Annotated in this window: 24 protein-coding genes and 3 tRNA genes; 6 read left to right on the forward strand and 21 right to left on the reverse strand. The window is 64.1% G+C overall.

The window, feature by feature from the left end:
- The first annotated feature begins 147 nt into the window (after window positions 1-147).
- Complete coding sequence (locus LWW89_RS12575; protein ID WP_293264673.1) at window positions 148-624, forward strand: hypothetical protein; 477 nt, start codon at window positions 148-150, stop codon at window positions 622-624.
- Window positions 625-953: 329 nt separating this feature from the next.
- On the opposite strand, the gene LWW89_RS12580 is transcribed toward LWW89_RS12575, so the two are convergent.
- Window positions 954-1226 carry a hypothetical protein gene (locus LWW89_RS12580; RefSeq protein WP_293264675.1) on the reverse strand — a complete coding sequence of 91 codons (273 nt, stop codon included), beginning with the start codon at window positions 1224-1226 and terminating at the stop codon, window positions 954-956.
- A gap of 122 nt (window positions 1227-1348) precedes the next feature.
- Here LWW89_RS12580 and LWW89_RS12585 point away from each other — a divergent pair, with 122 nt between their 5' ends.
- Window positions 1349-1549, forward strand: a complete 201-nt coding sequence (locus LWW89_RS12585; protein ID WP_293264677.1) for a hypothetical protein — start codon at window positions 1349-1351, stop codon at window positions 1547-1549.
- Window positions 1550-1638: 89 nt separating this feature from the next.
- A complete protein-coding gene (locus tag LWW89_RS12590) occupies window positions 1639-1974 on the forward strand; it encodes a hypothetical protein (RefSeq protein ID WP_293264679.1) in 336 nt (111 codons plus the stop codon).
- Window positions 1975-2357: 383 nt separating this feature from the next.
- Here LWW89_RS12590 and LWW89_RS12595 read toward each other — a convergent pair.
- From LWW89_RS12595 to LWW89_RS12605, 3 genes are all read right to left on the reverse strand, one after another.
- Window positions 2358-2433: transfer RNA gene (locus LWW89_RS12595), tRNA-His, on the reverse strand.
- A 10-nt stretch (window positions 2434-2443) separates the two neighbouring features.
- Window positions 2444-2520 (reverse strand) — tRNA-Arg (locus tag LWW89_RS12600).
- Window positions 2521-2542: 22 nt separating this feature from the next.
- Window positions 2543-2619, reverse strand: a tRNA-Pro gene (locus tag LWW89_RS12605).
- Between the two features lie 171 nt (window positions 2620-2790).
- Between LWW89_RS12605 and dksA the strand changes: the two genes are divergently transcribed.
- Window positions 2791-3216: an RNA polymerase-binding protein DksA gene (gene dksA / locus LWW89_RS12610; RefSeq protein ID WP_293264681.1), complete on the forward strand. Its 426-nt coding sequence runs from the start codon at window positions 2791-2793 to the stop codon at window positions 3214-3216.
- Between the two features lie 178 nt (window positions 3217-3394).
- Here dksA and pnp read toward each other — a convergent pair whose 3' ends face one another.
- The 16 genes from pnp to LWW89_RS12690 form a co-directional block, all read right to left on the reverse strand.
- Window positions 3395-5509: a polyribonucleotide nucleotidyltransferase gene (gene pnp, locus LWW89_RS12615; RefSeq protein WP_293264683.1), complete on the reverse strand. Its 2115-nt coding sequence runs from the start codon at window positions 5507-5509 to the stop codon at window positions 3395-3397.
- Between the two features lie 189 nt (window positions 5510-5698).
- Window positions 5699-5968 (reverse strand): 30S ribosomal protein S15, encoded by a 270-nt coding sequence (gene rpsO, locus LWW89_RS12620; RefSeq protein ID WP_293264685.1) that lies wholly within the window; start codon window positions 5966-5968, stop codon window positions 5699-5701.
- A 153-nt stretch (window positions 5969-6121) separates the two neighbouring features.
- Window positions 6122-7048, reverse strand: coding sequence for a tRNA pseudouridine(55) synthase TruB (truB, locus tag LWW89_RS12625; RefSeq protein ID WP_293264686.1), 927 nt, complete (start codon window positions 7046-7048; stop codon window positions 6122-6124).
- Window positions 7049-7447 (reverse strand): 30S ribosome-binding factor RbfA, encoded by a 399-nt coding sequence (gene rbfA, locus LWW89_RS12630; protein ID WP_293264687.1) that lies wholly within the window; start codon window positions 7445-7447, stop codon window positions 7049-7051. It abuts the gene before it with no gap.
- Between the two features lie 103 nt (window positions 7448-7550).
- Window positions 7551-10445 (reverse strand): translation initiation factor IF-2, encoded by a 2895-nt coding sequence (gene infB / locus LWW89_RS12635; RefSeq protein WP_293264688.1) that lies wholly within the window; start codon window positions 10443-10445, stop codon window positions 7551-7553.
- A 19-nt stretch (window positions 10446-10464) separates the two neighbouring features.
- The gene (gene nusA, locus LWW89_RS12640) at window positions 10465-11937 is read right to left on the reverse strand and encodes a transcription termination factor NusA (protein ID WP_293264690.1); all 1473 of its coding nucleotides are present in this window, start codon (window positions 11935-11937) and stop codon (window positions 10465-10467) included.
- A gap of 24 nt (window positions 11938-11961) precedes the next feature.
- Entirely contained in the window at window positions 11962-12402 is a 441-nt protein-coding gene (rimP, locus tag LWW89_RS12645; protein WP_293264692.1) for a ribosome maturation factor RimP, read from the reverse strand.
- Between the two features lie 215 nt (window positions 12403-12617).
- On the reverse strand, window positions 12618-13469 hold the full coding sequence (rluB, locus tag LWW89_RS12650; RefSeq protein WP_293264812.1) for a 23S rRNA pseudouridine(2605) synthase RluB: 852 nt from the start codon (window positions 13467-13469) through the stop codon (window positions 12618-12620).
- A gap of 484 nt (window positions 13470-13953) precedes the next feature.
- Window positions 13954-14559 carry an SMC-Scp complex subunit ScpB gene (gene scpB, locus LWW89_RS12655; protein ID WP_293264694.1) on the reverse strand — a complete coding sequence of 202 codons (606 nt, stop codon included), beginning with the start codon at window positions 14557-14559 and terminating at the stop codon, window positions 13954-13956.
- Window positions 14516-15373, reverse strand: coding sequence for a ScpA family protein (locus LWW89_RS12660; RefSeq protein ID WP_293264814.1), 858 nt, complete (start codon window positions 15371-15373; stop codon window positions 14516-14518). The genes scpB and LWW89_RS12660 overlap by 44 nt, the downstream gene beginning before the upstream one ends.
- A gap of 97 nt (window positions 15374-15470) precedes the next feature.
- A complete protein-coding gene (locus tag LWW89_RS12665) occupies window positions 15471-16673 on the reverse strand; it encodes a tryptophan--tRNA ligase (RefSeq protein ID WP_293264696.1) in 1203 nt (400 codons plus the stop codon).
- Window positions 16674-16716: 43 nt separating this feature from the next.
- Window positions 16717-17382, reverse strand: a complete 666-nt coding sequence (locus tag LWW89_RS12670) for a site-2 protease family protein (protein ID WP_293264816.1) — start codon at window positions 17380-17382, stop codon at window positions 16717-16719.
- A 58-nt stretch (window positions 17383-17440) separates the two neighbouring features.
- The gene (locus LWW89_RS12675; protein WP_293264698.1) at window positions 17441-18073 is read right to left on the reverse strand and encodes an L-threonylcarbamoyladenylate synthase; all 633 of its coding nucleotides are present in this window, start codon (window positions 18071-18073) and stop codon (window positions 17441-17443) included.
- Window positions 18074-18121: 48 nt separating this feature from the next.
- On the reverse strand, window positions 18122-18949 hold the full coding sequence (locus tag LWW89_RS12680) for a 3',5'-nucleoside bisphosphate phosphatase (protein WP_293264700.1): 828 nt from the start codon (window positions 18947-18949) through the stop codon (window positions 18122-18124).
- 322 nt (window positions 18950-19271) lie between these two features.
- Complete coding sequence (gene bfr, locus LWW89_RS12685) at window positions 19272-19745, reverse strand: bacterioferritin (protein WP_293264702.1); 474 nt, start codon at window positions 19743-19745, stop codon at window positions 19272-19274.
- A gap of 133 nt (window positions 19746-19878) precedes the next feature.
- Window positions 19879-20085 (reverse strand): (2Fe-2S)-binding protein, encoded by a 207-nt coding sequence (locus tag LWW89_RS12690; RefSeq protein ID WP_293264704.1) that lies wholly within the window; start codon window positions 20083-20085, stop codon window positions 19879-19881.
- A gap of 271 nt (window positions 20086-20356) precedes the next feature.
- Between LWW89_RS12690 and gcvH the strand changes: the two genes are divergently transcribed.
- Window positions 20357-20734 carry a glycine cleavage system protein GcvH gene (gene gcvH, locus LWW89_RS12695; protein ID WP_293264706.1) on the forward strand — a complete coding sequence of 126 codons (378 nt, stop codon included), beginning with the start codon at window positions 20357-20359 and terminating at the stop codon, window positions 20732-20734.
- Window positions 20735-20774: 40 nt separating this feature from the next.
- The gene (locus LWW89_RS12700; RefSeq protein ID WP_293264708.1) at window positions 20775-21299 is read left to right on the forward strand and encodes a gamma carbonic anhydrase family protein; all 525 of its coding nucleotides are present in this window, start codon (window positions 20775-20777) and stop codon (window positions 21297-21299) included.
- Between the two features lie 82 nt (window positions 21300-21381).
- Here LWW89_RS12700 and fliW read toward each other — a convergent pair whose 3' ends face one another.
- Entirely contained in the window at window positions 21382-21816 is a 435-nt protein-coding gene (gene fliW, locus LWW89_RS12705) for a flagellar assembly protein FliW (RefSeq protein ID WP_293264710.1), read from the reverse strand.
- Window positions 21817-21855: the final 39 nt, after the last annotated feature.

The raw sequence follows: 21855 nt of genomic DNA on the forward strand, positions 1-21855 counted from the left end.
TTCTCCCCGCCTAGCGTACCAACCTGCGGGCACATACATACCCACAGCCCTCCTGGCACGGCACCCAGACAGGCGACAGAAACAGGTGTTGACAAAACATCAACACATGGTGTCAAACCCTATCAACAAGTGTTGTAGGCTGCCGGGATGAACATTGGCAGCCGCATCCAACACCGCTTTCGGGAATTGCACTGGGAACGCCGCAACCTGTTGGAGCGGGTTCCGGACCTGACGCCCCAGGCTCTTTCCAACCTGATCAAGCGCGACAGCAAACGGTCGGAATGGGACGAAGCGATTGCCGCTGCCCTTGGGGTTTCCGTGCTGTGGCTGGTCTATGGCAAGGATGGCGACGGCACCTCATCCGCCCATAGCGCCGCCCAGCCCCGGGCGACCTATGTCACCGGCTCCGCAGACACGGAGCGTCTGGTAGCACGGCTGCAAAAGATCGACAGCCGGACGCCTCAAGGCGCCAAGCTGATCAGCGCCATCGACGCCCTGCTCGATCTGGCCGAGGCGCAAGACGGCACCCCGCATTCGTCACGCAAATCCGGCAATGCCAGCGTCGCGGCCAAGTCCTGCGGCGCACCGCGTAAGACGGCGGCAAAACAAGCCGGCAACAAGTAGGCCCCTCCTAGCCGCCGCACATCTTGTGGTTGGCCGACGTACGCCAGTCCACGCTCCCTCATCGTGCCGATGATCGCGGCACGCACGCTGCGTCCCTTTTCCCCAAGGAGCTGTGCCTACGCGCGTTGACGGCCGAACCATCCCCATGCGTTGACATTAAATTACCCACATGTTTATATGCAGACGTACTGACAACCCGTGGGGTGATGTCAATGGCGAGTGGATTCGATATGGCGCGGAGTGCCGCCAGCGCCGGAGAAAGAGCGGCGGGCACAACGGAAGAACTCTTCCGGCCGGGGAAAAGCGACAGGGTGCAGTGGCATGCCCTCCTAGGAGCGCAAGCGCTTTTCCAACACCTGAAACTGTTCCACTTCCGGGCTGATCTGGCCATCCCCGGGAGCAACGCGCCCGGTCAACAGCCAAAGGGAATACTCCGGCCAGCGCGACGCGATGGCGGTAAGGTGCTCTTCGTTGGCGCGCTGCCGGCCTTCGCACACGGCCTTCCAGGATGCAGCCTTGACGCCCGTCAGCTCTTCCAGCTGCTTGAACTTACGATGCGGCTCGGTTTTCGCCGCAACGACGGCCAGGATTCTTTCTCTCATTAGCAACTATATTGCTTGACTGATCTAAGCCATTGTCCTAGAGTCACAAGTAAATATTTTGCTTATTCGCAAATATAGACTCTGTGGCGCATTGTGGTCCAAAGTGGTCCAACGGCGAGATTATGACAGACATCCAGATCATTCAGCTGCCGCCTATCCCCATCATGCACTGGCGCAAGTTCGCCGAAGTGGTGGGGCTGGACGAAGGCGTCCTGCGCGGCATGTGCGAAAAGGACTACATCCCGTCGATCGTTCTGGGAAAGCACCGCTTTATCAACCTGGTCAAGCTCACCCAGCTATGCCTGGAAAAAGGAGGAAATTAATGGGCATGCCGCCACGGAACGATTCCCCGCACCACGCGACTACCGGCACCGCCACACATCCTCCCCACTCGTCCTTGGCCGGACGGCCGATGGAAGCCCTGCTGTTGAAGGACGACCTGATGTGGATCCAGCCGTCCGACATACCCCGTCTATGGGAGAGGCCCGGTCAAGGCCCCGCAGCCGACACGGCTACCGACTGCATCCTCTTGGAGCCCCATCCCCATCTCCAGGAAGAGCAAGGTACCGCGACGACCGCGGACATGGCGCCTCTCCCGCCCATTTACACAGTGCGAAGCACGGTACAAGAACTGCTCCACGATCCGTTCTCCATTTGGATCATCGGCGTCATCTGCGGTCTGATCCTCAGCTTCGTGGCTCTGGAGGTCAGCCTGCACGCCTTTTTCGGGGTACCGGTGACACGCTGAGAACGTGTAAGTCAGGGAAAAGCCCCGGGAGGTAAATGCGGCGTTGGCGGACATCGAAACTACGAGTTTTTCTGTCGAATCAGAAAATTCCCGTTTAATCGAACAAAACACCATGATTACAAACCCGTATCCAAAGTGAGGCGCTCACAGGAGATCATGGCCTCAAATCCTGCCCAAGAGACACGCCAACGACCCGAACTCCAGGCTCCAGTGATGCATCATCGAACTATCAGCACCCTATGAAGCCCTACCCTTCTGCGGAAGGAATGGGCGCCCCCTTCACTTCCTCCATCGCCAAACACTAGAAAACCGTCGCATTTCGGGTATAGGCAGTAGAAAAGCAAAAACCCCGCATAATCGAACGATTATGCGGGGTTTTGTCTTGGGGCGACATACCGGGATCGAACCGGTGACACCTGGAATCACAATCCAGTGCTCTACCAACTGAGCTAATGCCGCCATTGAAACTTGGCGCGCCCGGCGAGGCTCGAACTCACAACCTACGGCTTAGAAGGCCGTTGCTCTATCCAGTTGAGCTACAGGCGCCTTGCAGGGCACGGGGTATACCTGGTCGGGGCGGCGGGATTCGAACTCGCGACCCTCTGCTCCCAAAGCAGATGCGCTACCAGGCTGCGCTACACCCCGAGAGCCGCGAATTATAGAGAGGCACCCCGGGTCGGTCAATAGATTTTTGCAATATTTGTTAGCCGAAGGAGCCAACTGGCGGAAACGAAAAGTTGCATTCCCCCGACGAACTTGCGACATACTCAGCAATATGCTATTAAAGCGTACTTTTTACGAACTACGGTCTCCAACATGGCCCAAGATCTGCTCCACAAGCAATTCCCGCCCTACGTGCCGAAGAAGGGTGAGGAGTACATGAACGCCAAGCAGCTTGAGCATTTCCGTACGATGCTCGAGACGCTCAAGCAGGAACTGGTGGAAGACATCGAGCGCACCGTGCATACCATGCAGGATGAAGCCACGGTCTTCGCCGATCCCAACGACCGCGCCAGCCAGGAAACCGACATGGCTCTGGAGTTGCGCAACCGGGACCGGGAGCGCAAGCTGATCAAGAAGATCGACGAGACGCTGAACCGCATCAACAATGGCGATTACGGCTATTGCGACAACTGTGGCGTGGAAATCGGCCTGAAGCGCCTAGAGGCCCGCCCGACGGCCACCTTGTGCATCGACTGCAAGACCCTTGAGGAAATCAAGGAGAAGCAGGTCGCCAAATAAGGCGTCCCCTCTTTCTTTCCCGACAACGGGCGGCCTGCGGGCTGCCCGTTTGTTTTGGTGGCCCAGGGATGGGAACCGCCGAGGAACCCGGTTGCAAATCGCTCCGACCGACCCACGAAACGCACCAACCAATGAAAAAAGGCACCCGAAGGTGCCTTTTTTCTTGGGCGAGACCGCCTTACTGCTGTTGTTGCTGAGCAGAAGCCTCGTCCGCAGCCACGGCCTTCATGGACAGGCGGATGCGCCCCTTCTCGTCGGTCTCGAGCACCTTGACGCGCACGACCTGGCCTTCCTTGAGGTAGTCGGTCACTGCGTTGACGCGCTCGTTGGCGATCTGGGAGATGTGCAGCAGACCATCCTTGCCGGGCAGCACGCTGACGATGGCGCCGAAGTCGAGAATCTTCAGCACGGTGCCTTCGTAGATAGCGCCCACTTCCACTTCAGCGGTGATGTCTTCGATGCGCTTCTTGGCAGCCTGGGCAGCCTCGCCATTGACGGAAGCGATGGTGATAGTGCCGTCGTCCTGGATGTCGATGGTGGTGCCGGTTTCCTCGGTGATGGCGCGGATCACGGCGCCGCCCTTGCCGATCACGTCGCGGATCTTCTCCGGATTGATCTTCATGGTGTAGAGGCGCGGGGCGAACTCGGACATCTCGGTGCGGTGGCCGCCCACGGCGTCCTTCATGATGCCGAGGATGTGCATCCGGCCTTCCTTGGCCTGGGCCAGGGCGACCTGCATGATCTCCTTGGTGATGCCGGTGATCTTGATGTCCATCTGCAGGGCGGTCACGCCGTTGTCGGTACCGGCCACCTTGAAGTCCATGTCGCCCAGGTGGTCTTCGTCACCCAGGATGTCGGACAGCACGGCGAAACGGTTGCCTTCCTTGATCAGGCCCATGGCGATGCCGGCCACGTGAGCCTTGAGGGGCACGCCGGCATCCATCAGCGCCAGGCAGCCGCCACAGACGGAAGCCATGGAGGAGGAGCCGTTGGACTCGGTGATCTCGGACACCACGCGCATGGAGTAGCCGAACTCGTCGGCCGCCGGCAGGACCGCCAGCAGGGCGCGCTTGGCCAGACGGCCGTGGCCGATCTCGCGGCGCTTGGGCGAACCCACCCGGCCGCATTCGCCGGTGGCGTACGGGGGCATGTTGTAGTGCATCATGAAGCGGTCGCGGTACTCGCCGGCCAGGGCGTCGATGATCTGCTCGTCGCGGCCGGTACCCAGGGTCGCCACCACCAGGGCCTGGGTTTCGCCACGGGTGAACAGGGCGGAACCGTGGGTGCGGGGCAGCACGCTGTTGCGCACGGAGATCGGACGCACGGTGCGGGTGTCGCGGCCGTCGATACGGGGCTGGCCGGCCAGGATGCGGCCACGCACGATGGAGGCTTCCAGGGCGAAGAACAGGTCGGCGACGATGCCCTCGTCGGCAGCACCCTCACCTTCGCACAGGGCGGCGATGGCTTCGGCCTTCAGTTCCTTGACGCGCTGGCTGCGAGTCTGCTTGCTGGTGATGCTGTAGGCCTCTTCCAGCTTGGCCTTGATCACGCCTTCGAGCTTGGCCACCAGGGCTTCGTCACGGGCGGGGGCCTGCCAGTTCCACTCGGGCTTGCCGGCTTCTTCCACCAGGGCGTTGATGGCGTTGATGGCGGCTTGCATCTGCTCATGGCCGAACACCACGGCGCCCAGCATCACGTCCTCGGACAGTTCCTGGGCTTCGGATTCCACCATCAGCACGGCGGTTTCGGTACCAGCCACCACCAGATCCAGCTTGGAATCCTTCATGGTGGAAGCATCGGGGCACAGCACGTACTGGCCGTTGATGTAACCCACGCGGGCGGCGCCGATCGGGCCTTGGAAAGGAATGCCGGCGATCGCCAGGGCAGCGGAGGCACCGATCATGGCAGGAATGTCGGCGTCCACTTCCGGGTTCAGGGACATGACCGTGGCCACCACCTGGACTTCGTTGTAGAAGCCTTCGGGGAAGAGCGGGCGGATCGGGCGGTCGATCAGGCGGGAGGTGAGGATTTCCTTCTCGGAAGGACGGCCCTCGCGCTTGAAGAAGCCACCGGGAATCTTGCCGGCGGCGTAGGTCTTCTCTTGATAATCGACGGTCAGGGGGAAGAAATCCTGGCCGGGCTTGGCATCCTTGGCGGCGACGACGGAAACGAGGACGACGGTGTCGTCCATGGACACCATGACGGCACCGGTGGCCTGACGGGCGACTTCGCCGGTCTCGATGGTGACCTGGTGGGTACCGTAGGCAAAAGTTTGCTTGGCAACGTTGAACACGAAACTTTCCTTTCTCGCTTTTACAGTTTTTTCAGCAGTTATTCGTCGTGGTGCGGGTCAAATTCTACCGCGAAGCATTCGGCCGCCGGCGGCCAAAGCTCATGAAAACAACGGGTTAAAAGCGAAAAAAGCGGCCCGGCCCACGGGCCGACCGCTTTTTTCGTTGGTGCACAAGTCGTCCAGACCGGATTACTTGCGCAGACCCAGGCGTTCGATCACGGAACGATACTTTTCCACGTCGGTGCGCTTCAGGTAGTCCAGCAGCTTGCGGCGGCGGGACACCATGCGCAGCAGGCCGCGGCGGGAGTGGTGATCCTTGGCGTTCGCCTTGAAGTGGCCGGTCAGGTCGTTGATCCGGGCGGTCAGCAGAGCGATCTGCACTTCGGAAGAACCGGTGTCGCCGGAGACGCGCTGGAAGTCGCCAACGATCTTGGCCTTTTGTTCGGTGGTGATAGCCATCTTGTTACCTTTCAAACGTCAAACCATTTTATTTCGGATGCTGGCACCACCCCGGTTTGAGAGAGCCGGCGCCCCGATCGATCTTCCGCCCAGGGCAGAAGAGCGCGCGATTATACGAGGGTTCGTCGCCACTGGCAACGAGAACGCGCGCCCTCAGGCATTGCCCTCGGCAGCCTGGACCATGCGCTTGGGGCGCAGCCAGCCGTCGCTCCCCTGCTCGCCCATGCCCAGCAGCACGCCATTGGCGTAGATGCGCACCTTGCCGATATCGCCGGCTGCTTCCCGGGGTACCGGGTTACCGTGGGACAGGGGACCGTGCTGGGCCGGCGTCACATCCACTCGTGGCAGGGTGGAAAGCAAGGCATCCACCGGGGCCAGACAGGCGGCGCGGGCCGCCTCATCCAGGCCGTCCAGCTGCGCCAGGGTCGCCGCCCCATCCAGGGTCAAGGTTCCAACCCGGGTGCGGCGCAAAGCCGTCAGGTGGGCACCGCAACCCAGGGCGGCACCGATGTCCTCGGCCAGCACCCGGATGTAGGTTCCCTTGCTGCAGCTGACCGCCAGGCGGGCCCGAACAAGGTGCCCCGCTTCATCGCAGGCCGTGTCGAGCACGTCCAGGGCATGGATGGTGATCTGGCGGGGCTGACGCTCGACCTCCACCCCCTGGCGGGCCAACTCGTAGAGAGGCTTGCCGTCGCGCTTCAGGGCCGAGTACATGGGTGGCACCTGGGTGATGGGGCCGGTGAAGCGGGGCACCAGGGCGAGCAGGTCCGCCGGCACGGCCGTTACCGGCCGGCGCTCGCGTATCTCGCCCTCGGCATCGCCGGTGTCGGTGGTAACGCCGAAGCACACCTCGGCCTCATAGGTTTTATCCGCATCCAGCAGGTCGGCGGAAAACTTGGTGGCCTCGCCGAAGCACAGGGGCAAGAGCCCGGTGGCCATCGGGTCCAGGGTGCCGGTATGGCCGGCCTTGGCCGCGGAAAAAAGACGGCGGGCCTGCTGTAGGGCGGTGTTCGACGACAGCCCCTGGGGCTTGTCGAGCAGCAGGACACCGTCGACCCGCTGCCAGCGCTTCTTCTGCACTTAGCCCTGCCCTTCGTCGCCGGATTTGCCGTCCCGGGCTTCCGACTCCCGGGTCACCGCCACGGCTTCGTCGATCAGCTTGGAAAGGTTGGCGCCCCGGTCGATGGAATCGTCGTAGACGAAATGCAGTTCCGGCGTGGTGTGGATGCGCACTCGGCGGCCGATCTCGCGGCGCAGGAAGCCCGAGGCTTTCTTCAGGCCGGCCTGGATTTCCGGCACCCGCTCGACCCCCAGCAAGGTGGTGAAGAAGACCTTGGCGTGGGCGTAATCCGGGGAAATCTCCACGGCGGTGAGGGTGATCATGCCGATGCGCGGGTCCTTGACCTCGCTGTGCAGCAGCTCGGCGAGTTCGCGGCGGATCTGTTCGACGACACGGTCCGCCCGGCTAAAACTTTTCATGGCGTTTCCTTCCGTTCCGGCGCGGCTTTTCGGCCTACGCCAATGAAAAAGGCGCGGGGCGGAGGGTTGCCCCCCCTCCCCGCGCCTCGCGGTCGTGGTCCGGTTACAGCGTCCGGGCGACCTCGAGGATTTCGTAGACTTCCAGCTGGTCGCCTTCCTTGACGTCGTTGAAGCTCTTGAACTGGATACCGCACTCGTAGTTCGACTTCACTTCCTTGACGTCGTCCTTGAAGCGCTTCAGGGACTCCAGCTCGCCATCGTGGACCACCACGTTGTTGCGCAGCACGCGGACGCGGGAATTGCGCCGCACCACACCTTCGAGCACATAGCAGCCGGCGATGGTGCCGATCTTGGAGGCCACGAACACCTGGCGGACTTCCACCTGGCCGATGATCTGCTCCTTCTTCTCCGGCGACAACATGCCGGAAAGGGCGGCCTTCACCTCATCCACAGCCTCGTAGATGATGGTGTAGTAGCGGATATCCACGCCGAAGTTCTCGGCGGCCTTGCGGGCGTTGGCATCGGCGCGGGTGTTAAAGCCGATGATCACCGCCTTGGAGGCGGAAGCCAGGTTGACGTCGGTTTCGGAGATGGCCCCCACGGCGGCGTGGATCACCTGCACCTTCACCTCGTCGGTGGACAACTTGTTGAGCGACTGCACCAGAGCTTCCTGGGAACCTTGAACGTCGGCCTTGATGATCAGCGGCAGGGTCTTGACCTCGCCCTCGGCCATCTGCTCGAACATGGATTCCAGCTTGGCGGCCTGCTGCTTGGCCAGCTTGACCTCGCGGAACTTGCCCTGGCGGAACAGGGCGATTTCGCGGGCCTTCTTCTCGTCGCTGATGACCATGGCCTCGTCGCCGGCCGACGGCACGTCGGACAGACCCTGGATTTCCACCGGGATTGACGGGCCGGCTTCCTGGATCGGCTTGCCATTCTCGTCGAGCATGGCACGGATGCGGCCGAAGGTCTGGCCGGCCAGCAGCACGTCGCCACGCTTCAAGGTGCCGGACATCACCAGCATGGTGGCCACCGGGCCCTTGCCCTTGTCCAGGCGGGCTTCGATGATCAGGCCCTTGGCGTGGGTGTCCTTCTGAGCGGTCAGTTCCAGCACTTCGGCCTGCAGCAGCACCTGCTCCAGCAGTTCGTCGATGCCGGTGCCCTTCTTGGCCGAAACCGGGATGAAGGGCGAATCGCCACCGTAACTTTCGGGCACCACGCCCTCGGCGATCAGTTCCTGGGTCACCCGCTCCGGGTTGGCATCGGGTTTGTCGATCTTGTTGATCGCCACCACGATGGGCACGTTGGCGGCCTTGGCGTGGTGGATCGCTTCCTTGGTCTGGGGCATCACGCCGTCGTCGGCGGCCACCACCAGGATGACGATGTCGGTGGCCTTGGCGCCGCGGGCACGCATGGCCGTGAAGGCCTCGTGACCCGGGGTGTCGAGGAAGGTGATCACGCCGCGCTCGGTTTCCACGTGGTAGGCGCCGATGTGCTGGGTGATGCCGCCGGCTTCGCCTGCCGCCACCTTGGCGCGACGGATGTAGTCGAGCAGCGAGGTCTTGCCGTGGTCCACGTGGCCCATCACGGTCACCACTGGAGGACGGGGCATTTCGGGAGCCTCGGGGGCCTCGGTGCCTTCGAGGAAGGCTTCCGGATCATCGAGCTTGGCAGCAAGAGCCTTGTGACCCATTTCCTCGACGATGATCATCGCCGTTTCCTGGTCCAGCACCTGGTTGATGGTGACCATGGAGCCCATCTTCATCAGGACCTTGATCACTTCGGTGGCCTTCACCGACATCTTGTGGGCCAGATCGGCCACGCTGATGGTCTCGGGCACATGGACCTCGCGCACCACCGGCTCGGTGGGCGCCTGGAACGAATGGGAATCCTCGGAGGAATGCCGACCGCCCCGACCCTGGCGGCCCCCACGGGGGTCCTTCCAGCCGGAGTTGGCGCCGCCGGTGCCGCGGGTCTTGACCCCGGGACGGCCCTTGCCGGGCGCTTCGCCGCGACGGTCGCGGTTGTCGCCGGGACGCGGCGCGCCCTTGGCGGCGGGCTTATCGTCGCGGCCCTTGGCTTCTTCCGGAGCGGTCTTGGCCTGGGCGGCGGCGGCAGCCTGCTTGGCGGCCTCGGCCACCTTCAGGGCGGCAGCCTTTTCCTCGGCCTGCTTGCGCATGCGCGCCAGCTCGACTTCGCGCTCCTGCTTTTCGCGGAATTCGCGGGCCTGGATCTCGGCCAGGGTAGCGGCACGGCGGGCCTCTTCCTCGCGCAGGCGCACTTCCGCTGCATCGAGGATCGGCTTCTTGCGCACCATCACCGTGGGTTTGGTAGCTTTAGCGGGCTGCGCGGCCGGAGCCTCGGCAGCCTTGGCCTCCTTGGACTCGACCGGAGCCGCCGGAGCCTGGGGCACAGGCTCGGGTGCAACAACCTCGGGCTTGGCTTCGGCAACGGGGGCCGTGGGTTCGGCTTCCGCCACGGCAGCCACCGGCTCGGGCTCAGGCTCGACGGCCTGGGCGGGAGCAGGTTCAACCGCCACGGGAATTTCGACCGCCTCGGGGGCGGGAGCAGGCTCGATAGCCTGCGGCGCCGGAGCGGGAGCTTCCTGGACCGCGGTCACCGGGGCCTCCATGGCCACAGGCGCTTCAGCGGCGGGCGCAGCGGCTTCGCCAGCAGCCGGCAGCTCGGTGGCGACATCGCCGGCGTCGCGCTTGATCAGCACGCGCTTCTTGCGCACTTCCACCTGGACCGTACGGGTCTTGCCGTGGGAGTCCTGGGCCTTGATTTCCGAAGTCTGCTTGCGAGTCAGGGTGATCTTGGTCTTGTCGCCGTCCCCGTGGGAGCGGCGCAGGTAATCGAGCAGGCGGGTCTTGTCCTGCTCGGAAAGCAGGTCACTCGCCGCGTGCTTGTCCACACCGGCCTTCTTCAACTGTTCGAGCAGCGCCGCCGCGGGCATTTTTAGCTCGCTGGCAAACTGGTCTACGCTCGTTTGCGCCATTCTTTACTGTCCTCCGTGCTTACTCGAACCAGTGGGCCCGGGCCGTAGTGATGAGGGCCTTGGCCCGTTCCGGGTCGATGCCGGTCATGTCGGTGAGTTCGTCGATGGCCAGGTCTGCCAGGTCATCGCGGGACTTAACACCGTTCTGGGCGAGTTTGGCCGCCAGTTGCTTGTCCATGCCATCGAGGGACAGGAGGTCGTCGGAGACCTGCTCGAGCTGTTCTTCGGTGACGATGGCCTCGGTGAGCAGGATGTTGCGGGCACGCTCACGCAGCTCGTGCACCGACGCCTCGTCAAAGGCTTCGATCTCGAGCATTTCGGCCAGGGGAACGTAGGCCACCTCTTCGAGGGAGGAGAACCCTTCCTCGATCAGCACGTTGGCCACGTCCTCGTCCACATCCAGCTTTTCCATGAAGAGCAGCCGGGTGGCGGCCTGTTCAGCCTCGGCTTTCTTCTCGGATTCTTCCTCGGTCATGAGGTTGATGTTCCACCCGGTGAGCTCGGAGGCCAGGCGAACGTTCTGCCCGCCGCGGCCGATGGCGATCGCCAGGTTTTCCTCATTAACCACCACATCCATGGTGTGCCGGTCCTCGTCAACCACGATGGACAGGACTTCCGCAGGCGCCAGGGCGCCGACGACGAACTGGGCCGGGTCGGCGGACCAGTTGATGATGTCCACCCGCTCGCCACCGAGTTCGTTGGTCACGGCATTGACGCGGGCACCGCGCATGCCGATGCAGGTGCCGATCGGGTCGATGCGCTGGTCATTGGACTTGACGGCGATCTTGGCGCGCACGCCGGAATCCCGGGCGGCGGCCTTGATTTCCATGAGGCCGTCGTCGATCTCGGGCACCTCGATCTCGAACAGTTTGATGATGAATTCAGGGGCGGTGCGCGACAGGATGATCTGGGGACCGCGGGCGTTGCGGTCGATGCGCAGCAAATAAGCCTTGACCCGGTCGCCGACCCGCAGGTTTTCCTTGGGGATCATCTGGTCGCGGGGCAGCAGGGCCTCGATCTTGCCGGATTCGATGATGGCGTTGCCGCGCTCGATGCGCTTGATGGTGCCGGTAACCAGGTGTTCCTTGCGGGCCAGGAAATCGGTCAGCACCTGCTCGCGCTCGGCGTCGCGGATCTTCTGCAGGATCACCTGCTTGGCGGCCTGAGCGCCGATGCGGCCGAAGTCCACCGGCTCCAGGGGCTCTTCGATGAAGCCGCCCAGCTCGATGGCAGGATCGATCTCCTTGGCATCTTCCAGGGAAATTTGCAGGTCCGGGTTTTCCAGGGCCTCTTCGTCCACCACTTCCCAGCGACGGAAGGAGTCGAAATTACCGGTGGCACGGTCGATGGTCACCCGCACGTCCGACTCTTCGGCGATCTTCTTCTTCGTGGCGGAAGCCAGCGCCAGCTCCAGGGCTCCGAACACGATTTCCTTGGTGACGTTCTTCTCGCGTGCCAGCGCATCCACCAGCAGCAACATTTCGCGGCTCATTCTTTCACCTCCTCTATTCGCCGGTCAGTCGAACTTGGGAACCAGCCGGGCTTTTTCGATGTGGGCATACTCCAGCTCCACATCGCCGGTTTCCGTTCGCAGGCTTACCTTGCCATCCTGCAGGCCGAGCAGGATGCCGTTGAAATTTCGACGATTTTCCTTCGCCACGCGCAAACGGATCTGAACTTCCTGGCCGGCGAAACGGGTGTAGTCGCCCTCCTTGACCAGGGGACGGTCAAGACCAGGGGACGACACCTCAAGGCGGTCGTAGTCGATGTTTTCGACCATCAGCACCCGGGTCAGCTGGTTGCTGACGGTGACGCAGTCGTCCACATTGACGCCGCCATCCTTTTCCGGCTTGTCGATGAACACTCGCAGCAGTCGCCCCTTGGGGGACAGCTCGAGTAGCACGAGCTCGTATCCAAGGCCCGTGACGGTGGTATCCAGCAGTTGTCGCAGATCCATGCGCTACAAATAAAAAATGGGCGAAACGCCCATCCAAAAAAAGATGATTTAGCCGGCCGGGGCAGCGTCATTCGGCAACGCCGCGCCCACTGCATATTCCAGCCTACGTACAAAGCCTTTGAATTATATCCGGAAAGCCCCTGACCATCAATCGCTGCGGTGCCGCAAAACGGCACCGCAGGACGTTGCAACCCATCGAACGGGGCAAAACGCGGTCAGCGCGGCCGGCGGGACGGACGCCCACGGTCGGGCTGGTCATGGCCGGTATAGACACCGGTCATGCCGCGCCGGAAAGCATTGTTGTTGGCGCCCGGCACCGACATGCCCACGGACTGGAAGAGCGCCGCCACGTCGTGCTCGGTCAGCTCCATCCACTGGCCGCGCTTGAGCCGGCTGGGCATGATCAGGGGGCCATAGCGCACCCGCATCAGGCGGCTGACGGTGACGCCGACCGCCTCGAACATGCGCCGCACCTCCCGATTGCGCCCTTCGGACAAGGTTACGTGATACCAGCGGTTGGCCCCCTCCCCACCCGCATCCACCAGAGTGGAGAAGCGGGCCGGGCCATCTTCGAGCTCGATGCCGTCCACCAGTTGATCCTGGGCTTCGTCCGACAGGTCGCCGAGAACGCGTACTGCGTACTCGCGGATGATGTTGTAGCGCGGGTGCATCAGCCGGTTGGCCAGCTCGCCTGAGGTGGTGAACAGCAGCAGGCCGCTGGTGTTGAAGTCCAGGCGGCCGACGGCGATCCAGCGGCCGCCGCGCAGCACCGGCAGGGCCTCGAACACGGTTTCACGGCCGTCCGGGTCGTCCCGGGAGACGATCTGGCCCTCGGGCTTGTGGTACATGATGACCCGCGGCACCCGGTTGGCGAACTTGAGGTTGAGCAGCTTGCCGTTCACCTTGACCCGGTCGGTGGGCCCCACCAGCTGGCCGACCTCGGCGGGCAAGCCGTTCACGCTGACCCGGCCGGACAGGATCCACTCTTCCATCTCGCGGCGCGAACCGACACCGGCCTGGGCCAGCACCTTGTGCAGCCGCTCGGGCTTGGCCGGCTCCATGGCCATCTTGGCCTTGTTGCGGGCGGCGTTCGCCTGGGGAGAGCCGCGCTTTTCCTCGCCCGGGGCGCTGATACGCTTGGCCCGGCGCACCGGACCGCGCTTGGCCTGGGGGCCGTCGCCCTCGGTACGCCACTCGGGACGGCCATCCTTGCGCCCGCCGGAACCGGGGCTTCGCCCCTCCCGGGACTCGGCCACGTTGCCGTTAACTTCACGACCCTCGCGACCTTCACGCCCCTCACCATCCTTGTGCCGGCGGCCGTTGCGGCCAAATGGCCGCCCCTTGCCTTCGGGGCGGGGCGGACGGTTGTCCGGGCCGCCGGTGCCGGCGCCGGCCGGACGGCCTTCGAAGCCGGGGCTGGATTGCCCTTCGGCCACTGCGCCTGGCTTGGGCGGACGGTTGCGGAAGGGCCGGCGGGGACCCTTGCGCCCTTCGGGACGGCCGCCAGCGGTGCCGCCCTGGCCTTCGCGGGGTGCGCCGTTCTTCGGGCCTTTAGATTTGTTGTAAGGCATCGGCTAGATCCAGATTCGGGTTGATGTCTTCGAGGGGCGGCAGCTCGGTCAGGCTGCGCAGCCCCAGGTCGTCGAGGAATTTCTTGGTGGTGGCGTAAAGGCCGGGACGCCCCGGGGTTTCTCGGTAGCCCACCACGTCGACCCAGCCCCGTTCTTCCAGGGCTTTGATCACCTGGGTGGCCACCGCCACTCCGCGGATTTCTTCGATGTCGCCCCGGGTCACCGGCTGGCGGTAGGCGATGATCGCCAGGGTTTCCATCACCGCCCGCGAGTAGCGCGGCGGTTTTTCCGGGTGGATGCGCTCCACGTAGGGCAGGTATTCGGCCTTGGTGCGGAAGCGCCAGCCGGAGGCAAGCTGGACCAGCTCCACAGAGCGGCCTTCCCATTCGACGCGCAGGTCGTCAAGGAGTTTGCGCAACAGGTCGTTGCCGTAGTCCTCGTCAAACATGCGCTTGAGTTCATTCAGCGTCAAGGGCTCCTGGGTGCTGAGCAATGCCGCCTCCAGGATGCGCTTGAGCTCGGCCGTGTTGCTCGGCCCGTTCTTACTCGTCCGCTTGCTCGACGACTTCGTCGTTGGATTGGCCATCGGACAACCTCACGTAGATGGGCTGGAACGCCTCGGTCTGGGTCAGGGCAATGAGCTTTTCCCGCGCCAGTTCGAGCATGGCGAGGAAATGCACCACCAGGACCGGCACGCCAAGGGCCGTGTCGAACAACCGGGTGAATTCGACAAAACCGCCCCGGTCGCGCAGTTCGCGCAGGATGATGCCCATGTGCTCGCGCACCGACAGCTCTTCGCGGCGGATGGTGTGGGCCTTGGTCAGTTTGGCCTGGCGCAGGATGACCTGCCAGGCGCGCTTCAGGTCCGCCGGACTCACGTCCGGATAGCGCAGGGCGTCGCTCTTGTCCACCCAGACCTCGGCCCAGAGAAAGTCCCGGTCGGCCTGGGGCAGTTCGTCCAGGGCGAAGGCGGCGCGCTTCATCTGCTCATACTCGATCAGGCGGCGCACCAGCTCGGCCCGGGGGTCCTCCACCTCGTCGCTGTCCTCGGTCTTGGGCCGGGGCAGCAGCATACGGCTCTTGATCTCGATCAGCATCGCCGCCATCACCAGGTAATCCGCCGCCAGCTCCAGGTTGGTGGTGCGCATCGCCTCCACGTACTCCAGGTACTGGACCGTGAGCGGCGCCATGGGGATGTCGAGGATGTTGATGTTGGCCTTGCGGATCAGGTAGAGCAGCAGGTCGAGGGGGCCTTCGAAAGCATCGAGGAAGACCTCCAGGGCATCCGGGGGGATGTACAAATCCTGAGGCACCTCGGTGAGGGGCGCGCCGTAGATGCGCGCCACCGCGTCGATGGTCTCGATGGCCTGGGCCGCCTGCTCGGCAGCCGCCTCCACCAGCCCCTCCGGGGCGGTGTCGAGGATGTCCGGTTCCTCGGGGGCGTCCGGACGGGGCGGCGTGGCGGGGGCCTGGGCAGTCAACGTGTGGAACCGGAAATCAGTTGTAGCCGAGGCCCATGGCCTCGCGCACGTCTCGCATGGTTTCCTGGGCGAGCTTGCGCGCCTTCTCGTTGCCGTCGGCAACGATGTTGCGCACCAGTTGCGGGTCGTCCAGGTACATCTGGGCGCGCTCGCGCATCGGGGCCTGCTCCTTGAGGATGCCGTCGATCACCGGTTGCTTGCACTCCAGGCAGCCGATGCCGGCGCTCTTGCAGCCCTTCTGCACCCATTCCTTGACCTCGCCGCCGGAATAGACCTGGTGCAACTGCCACACCGGGCACTTCTCGGGATCGCCCGGATCGGTGCGGCGCACCCGCTGCGGGTCGGTGGGCATGCGCTTGATCTTGGTGCGCACGGACTCTTCGTCCTCGCGCAGGGTGATGGTGTTGCCGTAGGACTTGGACATTTTGGCCCCGTCCAGGCCGGGCATTTTGGAAGCCTCGGTGAGCATGGCCTCGGGCTCCTGCAAGATCATCTTGCCGGTGCCTTCCAGGTAGCCGAACAGGCGTTCCCGGTCCACGTTGGACAGGTGCTGCACCTCGTCGAGCAGGGCCTGGGCCTGGCCGATGGCCTCGGCGTCGCCTTCCTGCTGGTAGCGGGTGCGCAGCTCCTCGTAGAGCTTGGCCTTCTTGCTGCCCAGCTTCTTCACCGCCTCCTGGGCCTTTTCGGCAAACCCCGGCTCGCGGCCGTAGAGGTGATTGAAGCGGCGCACCAGCTCCCGGGAAAACTCGATGTGGGGAATCTGGTCCTCGCCCACCGGCACGTACTTGGCGCGGTAGATGAGGATGTCGGCGCTCATCAGCAGCGGGTAGCCGAGGAAGCCGTAGGTGGACAGATCCTTGTGGGAAAGCTTTTCCTGCTGGTCCTTGTAGGTCGGCACCCGCTCCAGCCAGCCCAGGGGCGTCATCATCGACAGCAGCAGGTTGAGCTCCGCGTGCTCGGGCACCTTGGACTGGATGAAGATCGAGGCCTGGGACGGGTCCACCCCGGCGGCCAGCCAGTCGATCACCATGTCCCACACCGAATCCTCGATCACCTGGGGATTGTCGTAGTTGGTGGTGAGCGCATGCCAGTCGGCCACGAAGAACAGGCAGGGGTACTCGTGCTGGAGCTTGACCCAGTTCTTGAGCACGCCATGGTAGTGGCCAAGGTGGAGCGCCCCGGTGGGGCGCATGCCGGAAAGGATGCGTTCGACGTACATGGTGGTTCCGGTAAAAGGAAAGCGGTGGAATGTAGGCTGAAGGCTACACGGGCAGCTGGAACACCGCCGCCAGCAGGCGCAGGGCCAGGCCGACGATGGGCACCAGCACCGCGCTCAACACCCCGGTGAACAACAGCAGCAGCAGGATGGGGAAACCCCAGCGTTCGAGCTGGGCAAACTTCCAGGCGGCCCGGGTTGGCAGCAGGCTGACGGCGATGCGCCCGCCGTCCAGGGGCAGCAGGGGCAGCAGGTTGAGGGCCATCAGCACCAGGTTGATGTTGATGCCGGCCTTGCTCATTTCGGCCAGAGGCAGGCTATAGGCGTTCATGGGCATTTCCCAGGCCAGCTTGAGCAGCAGGGCCCAGATGCAGGCCATCACCACGTTGGCCGCCGGGCCGGCCGCCGCCACCCACAGCATGTCCTTCTTGGGATGGCGCAGACGGCCAAAATCCACCGGCACCGGCTTGGCCCAGCCGAACAGGATGGCATCGCCGCCGAGCATGTAGCTGCTCACCAGGATCAGCCCCGGCACCAGCAGGGTGCCCACCGGGTCGATGTGGCGCAGCGGGTTGAGGCTGATCCGCCCGGCCTGCCAGGCGGTGGGATCGCCGAAGTAGCGCGCCACGTAGCCATGGGCCGCCTCGTGCAGGGTGATGGCGAAGATCACCGGCAGGGCGACAATGGCGATGGTCTGGATCAGGCTGTTGATATCCATGTCAGATGTGGGGGTACGGCCGGGGATTCTAACAAACCCGCGGGCATCGCCCTCAGGGGCACTCGAGCCCGAAAGGGGCCGGATCGCCACGGCCGGCGCGCACCAGGGCCGGCGCGCCACCGGTCAGGTCCACCACCGTGGTCGGCTCGATACCGCAGGCGCCGCCGTCGAGTACCAGATCCACCTGGGCATCGAGGCGTTCCAGGATCTCCTCGCCGTCGTTGAGGGGCAGCTCCTCGCCGGGCAGAAGCAGGGTCGACGTGAGCAGGGGCTCCCCCAGTTCCACCAGCAGCGACTGGGCGATCACGTTGTCCGGCACCCGCAGGCCGATGGTTTTGCGCTTGGGGTGCAGCACCCGGCGCGGCAACTCCTTGGTGCCTTCGAGGATGAAGGTGTAGCTGCCCGGCGTGGTGTTCTTGAGCAGCCGGTACTGGGCGTTGTCCACCCGGGCGTAGTGGGCGATCTCGGACAGGTCGCGGCACATCAGGGTGAAGTGGTGGCGGTCATCCACGCCGCGGATGGCGCGAATGCGCTCGATCGGCGTCTTGTCCCCCAGGTGGCAGCCGATGGCGTAGCAGGAATCGGTGGGAAAGACGACGATGCCGCCTTCGCGCACGATCTCGGCGGCCTTGGCGAGCAGACGCGGCTGGGGGTTCTGGGGGTGGATGGCGAAGTACTGGGCCATGGAGATGAAGAGTGGAGAGCAGGTTGCCGGTTCAAGCGCGGGGGCGGATCACATCCGCTCCCATACCGGGGTCAGATTGTTCGGCAGGGGGGCGATGCGCCCCAGGTCGGAATAGCTCTCGCCGGGGCCGTGAAAGTCCGAGCCGCGGGAGGCGAGAAAGCCGAATTTGCGCGCCACGTGGGCGAATTTGTCCGTCTGGTCCGGGCCGTGGCTGCCAGACACCACCTCGATGGCATCGCCGCCGCAGTCCTTGAAGGCTTCGAACAGCAGCCCCAGGTCCTTGTTGGACAGCCGGTAGCGGCCCGGATGGGCCACCACGGCCAAGCCGCCGGCGCCATGGACCCAGCCCACCGCTTCCTCCAGGGAAACCCAGCGGTGCGGTACGTAGCCCGGCTTGCCCGGCACCAGGTAATCGTCGAAAACGCTCTTTACGTCCTTGGCGATACCAATCTCCACCAGGTAGCGGGCGAAGTGAGCCCGGGAAATCAGGGTCGGGTTCTCGCAGTAGGTCATCGCCCCGGCGAAGGTGCCACGGATGCCGATGCGCTCCAGCTCGGCGGCCATGCGCCGCGCCCGTTCCTCGCGGCCGTTGCGGATGCCGCCCAAACCCGCCACCAGGGCAGGATTGGCCGGATCGACGCCCAGGCCCACCATGTGGATCGGCGTTTCGGCCCATTCGATGGAAATTTCCACCCCGGGGGAAAAGCGCAGCCCCACCTCGTCCGCCGTCGCCGTAGCCTCGGCGATGCCGGCCAACTCGTCGTGGTCGGTCAGAGCCAGCCAGGTGACGCCGTTGCCATGGGCACGACGCACCACTTCCGCGGGCGAAAGCAATCCGTCGGAACAGGTGGAATGGCAGTGGAAATCACAGTTCATGGCGCAGGTGATGGACGCAAGCCAGGCGCAATGGCAACGGACAACGGGCCGCCACTATGGAGCCCGTCGCGGGCGCAGTCGAGAATTAGAGTGCGGAAAGCGAAAAACGTCCGTGCGAAATGCCGGCATGGCCGGAATAAAAAATCCGGCGGCAAGCGGCAGGAACGACAGGACGCGGATCGGGGTGAAGCGGCCTACTCACGCTCCACCTAAACGGCACTGCCCGCCGGAGCCCGGCGGGCAAGGGAAATCAGACTGCGATCATACCACAGCGGGCCTTCCGGCCCGCCGCGCCGGGCGCACCGGGATGCCCAGCCACGCCTTATTCGTCGTGCATCTGGGCCTGGAGATAATTTTCCAGCCCAACCTGCTCGATCAGGGTGAATTGGGTTTCCAGCCAGTCCACCCGCTCTTCCTCTTCTTCCAGGATGTCTTCGAGCATCTCCCGGGTCACGTAGTCGCCCACGCTTTCGCAGTAGGCGATGGCGTCGCGCAGCAGCGGCAGCATCTGGTGCTGGAGCTTGAGGTCGCACTCCAGCATTTCCTGGGGCGCCTCGCCGATGTAGAGCTTGCCGAGTTGCTGCAGGTTGGGCAGCCCTTCGAGGAACAGGACCCGTTCGATGATCTTGTCGGCGAACTTCATCTCGTCGATGGACGAGTGGTATTCCCGGTCGTTGAGACGCTTCAGCCCCCAGTTCTTGAACATGCGGGCGTGCAGGAAATACTGGTTGATGGCGGTCAGTTCGCTGGTGAGGATTTTATTGAGGTGCTGGATGACCTTCTTGTCGCCCTTCATGGCCCGGTGCTCCTGAGTGATCGGATTTCCTCAAGGGTAGCACAGGGCACCCGCGGAAAAAGCCGCGGTTGTCAGCCCCCGCCCATCGTGCGGGAACGATGTGGGCACAATGAAGAATAAAGGAGCGATGCCCTCAGGCGGGTTGCAGCAGGCCGGCGAGGGCGAAGCCGGCACTGCCGCCGGTTTCCTCGCGCAGTTGGGCCTTCACGTCCTTGCAGCACTTGCCGCAGCAGGTGCCCACACACAGGTTCTCGCGCAGTTCGCGATAGGTCGTGGCCCCCTGGGCGATTTCCCGGGAGATGTCACGGCTGGTCACGGCATGGCAAACGCAAACGTACATGGCGGCACTGCTTTCAAGAATTGGCGGACCGGGGGCAGATCCGTTTTGAGAATTATTATCAAACCAATCCGTAAATGCAAGTAATTCTTATCCAAGAATTGTAAGTGCTGTCGTAAGCGCTGTCCGGGTGTCCGCACCCGCCCGGATCGGCCATCGCCCCACTCCACCGAGCCCGGCGGCCGTTCCGGGAACGGGAGCGCTCCGGTATAGTCCCAGCCCAATCCATGATCCACGACCACCGGCCCGACTACGGCCCGCCAAGGAGAATTCCATGCCCCACGTCCCCGACGATCTGCGCTACGCCCCCGGCCACGAATGGGCCCGTCTCGAAACCGATGGCACCCTGACGGTAGGGGTGTCCGACCATGGCCAGGACCTGCTTGGCGACATGGTCTTCGTCGGCCTTCCCGAAGTAGGCAAGGCCGTGGCCGCCGGCGATCCGGTGGCCGTGGTGGAATCGGTCAAGTCCGCCGCCGACGCCCACGCACCGGTCGCCGGCACGGTGATCGAGGTCAACGCGGCGGCCGCCGACGCCCCCGAATCGGTCAACAGCGACCCGTACGGCACCTGGCTGTTCAAGCTGCGCCCCAACGACCCGGCGGAATTCGCCACCCTGATGGACGCCGCCACCTACCGGGCCAGCCTGTAACCTCAACCTGTAGCCTGCAACCGCCGCCGGAGAACCCGCCATGCCGATCTATACCCTGCCCGGCAAGACGCCCCGCCTCGACCCAGCAGCCTGGGTCGCCCCCAACGCCACGGTGATCGGCGACGTGCGCCTGGCCGCCGGGGCCAGCGTGTGGTGGAACGCCGTGCTGCGCGGCGACAACGACCCGATCAGCATCGGCGCCAACACCAACATCCAGGACGGCTCGGTGCTGCACACCGACGAGGGGGTGCCCCTGACCCTGGGCGAGAACGTCACCGTCGGCCACATGGTGATGCTCCACGGCTGCACCGTGGGCGACAATTCCCTGATCGGCATCGGCACGGTGATCCTCAACCGGGCGGTGATCGGCCGCAACAGCATCGTCGGCGCCAACACCCTGATCCCGGAAGGCAAGACCTACCCGGACGGCGTGCTCATCCTGGGCAGCCCGGGCAAGGTGGTGCGCCAACTCGAACCGGAGGAAATCGCCCGCCTGGCCCAAAGCGCCGCCCACTATGTGGACAACGCCAAACGCTATGCCACCGGCCTGACCGCGGCCGACTGACGCAGCCGGTCGTAAAAAACGAAACGGGCACCCTCGGGTGCCCGTTTCGTTTGCCGGGGGCGCCATGCCCCAGCCCAGCTATTTAAACCCGGGTGCTGAGGTTGCTCAGGGTCACCTTGGGTTCGATGCGCGGCAGCACCTTCTGCAGGCCCACGCGCTCGCGCACGTTGATCAGGAGGGGCGAGCGGGCGCTGACCCCCAGTTTGCCCTCTTCCTTGAACAGCACCACCATCACCGCCACGTCGTCCGGCGAGGCCAGTTGCAGGGCCGACGTCTCGTCGTCGCTCAACTCGACTTCGTATTCGAAGCCCAGGGCGGTGGGATCGATGATCTGGAAGGCCACGCCCGGATCGTCCAGGGATTGCAGGGTGTAGGTGACCGGCGGTGTGCCGGCCGACTCTTCGTGGATCAGCTGGTAGCGGCGACTGCCCTCGAACCCCAACATGCCCTGGGGAAAGTCGAGGACGGTGTTGGGATTGATCTCCACGGTGCCGAACAGATGGGTGGCTACCTGCATGAAACTCTCCTGAAGCGAAGGTGAAAGAGGGGACGGCGC

This window comes from Oryzomicrobium sp. (assembly GCF_021287045.1).
In the GTDB taxonomy this organism is placed as follows: domain Bacteria; phylum Pseudomonadota; class Gammaproteobacteria; order Burkholderiales; family Rhodocyclaceae; genus Oryzomicrobium.

What these genes read in the sequence shown, in the direction of transcription:
- LWW89_RS12575 (WP_293264673.1), top strand. Translation starts at nt 148, where the DNA reads ATGAACATTGGCAGCCGCATCCAACACCGCTTTCGGGAATTGCACTGG.
- LWW89_RS12580 (WP_293264675.1), bottom strand. Translation starts at nt 1,226, where the DNA reads ATGAGAGAAAGAATCCTGGCCGTCGTTGCGGCGAAAACCGAGCCGCAT.
- LWW89_RS12585 (WP_293264677.1), top strand. Translation starts at nt 1,349, where the DNA reads ATGACAGACATCCAGATCATTCAGCTGCCGCCTATCCCCATCATGCAC.
- LWW89_RS12590 (WP_293264679.1), top strand. Translation starts at nt 1,639, where the DNA reads ATGGAAGCCCTGCTGTTGAAGGACGACCTGATGTGGATCCAGCCGTCC.
- dksA (WP_293264681.1), top strand. Translation starts at nt 2,791, where the DNA reads ATGGCCCAAGATCTGCTCCACAAGCAATTCCCGCCCTACGTGCCGAAG.
- rpsO (WP_293264685.1), bottom strand. Translation starts at nt 5,968, where the DNA reads ATGGCTATCACCACCGAACAAAAGGCCAAGATCGTTGGCGACTTCCAG.
- rbfA (WP_293264687.1), bottom strand. Translation starts at nt 7,447, where the DNA reads ATGAAAAGTTTTAGCCGGGCGGACCGTGTCGTCGAACAGATCCGCCGC.
- infB (WP_293264688.1), bottom strand. Translation starts at nt 10,445, where the DNA reads ATGGCGCAAACGAGCGTAGACCAGTTTGCCAGCGAGCTAAAAATGCCC.
- nusA (WP_293264690.1), bottom strand. Translation starts at nt 11,937, where the DNA reads ATGAGCCGCGAAATGTTGCTGCTGGTGGATGCGCTGGCACGCGAGAAG.
- rimP (WP_293264692.1), bottom strand. Translation starts at nt 12,402, where the DNA reads ATGGATCTGCGACAACTGCTGGATACCACCGTCACGGGCCTTGGATAC.
- rluB (WP_293264812.1), bottom strand. Translation starts at nt 13,469, where the DNA reads ATGGCCATGGAGCCGGCCAAGCCCGAGCGGCTGCACAAGGTGCTGGCC.
- scpB (WP_293264694.1), bottom strand. Translation starts at nt 14,559, where the DNA reads ATGGCCAATCCAACGACGAAGTCGTCGAGCAAGCGGACGAGTAAGAAC.
- LWW89_RS12665 (WP_293264696.1), bottom strand. Translation starts at nt 16,673, where the DNA reads ATGTACGTCGAACGCATCCTTTCCGGCATGCGCCCCACCGGGGCGCTC.
- LWW89_RS12675 (WP_293264698.1), bottom strand. Translation starts at nt 18,073, where the DNA reads ATGGCCCAGTACTTCGCCATCCACCCCCAGAACCCCCAGCCGCGTCTG.
- LWW89_RS12680 (WP_293264700.1), bottom strand. Translation starts at nt 18,949, where the DNA reads ATGAACTGTGATTTCCACTGCCATTCCACCTGTTCCGACGGATTGCTT.
- bfr (WP_293264702.1), bottom strand. Translation starts at nt 19,745, where the DNA reads ATGAAGGGCGACAAGAAGGTCATCCAGCACCTCAATAAAATCCTCACC.
- LWW89_RS12690 (WP_293264704.1), bottom strand. Translation starts at nt 20,085, where the DNA reads ATGTACGTTTGCGTTTGCCATGCCGTGACCAGCCGTGACATCTCCCGG.
- gcvH (WP_293264706.1), top strand. Translation starts at nt 20,357, where the DNA reads ATGCCCCACGTCCCCGACGATCTGCGCTACGCCCCCGGCCACGAATGG.
- LWW89_RS12700 (WP_293264708.1), top strand. Translation starts at nt 20,775, where the DNA reads ATGCCGATCTATACCCTGCCCGGCAAGACGCCCCGCCTCGACCCAGCA.
- fliW (WP_293264710.1), bottom strand. Translation starts at nt 21,816, where the DNA reads ATGCAGGTAGCCACCCATCTGTTCGGCACCGTGGAGATCAATCCCAAC.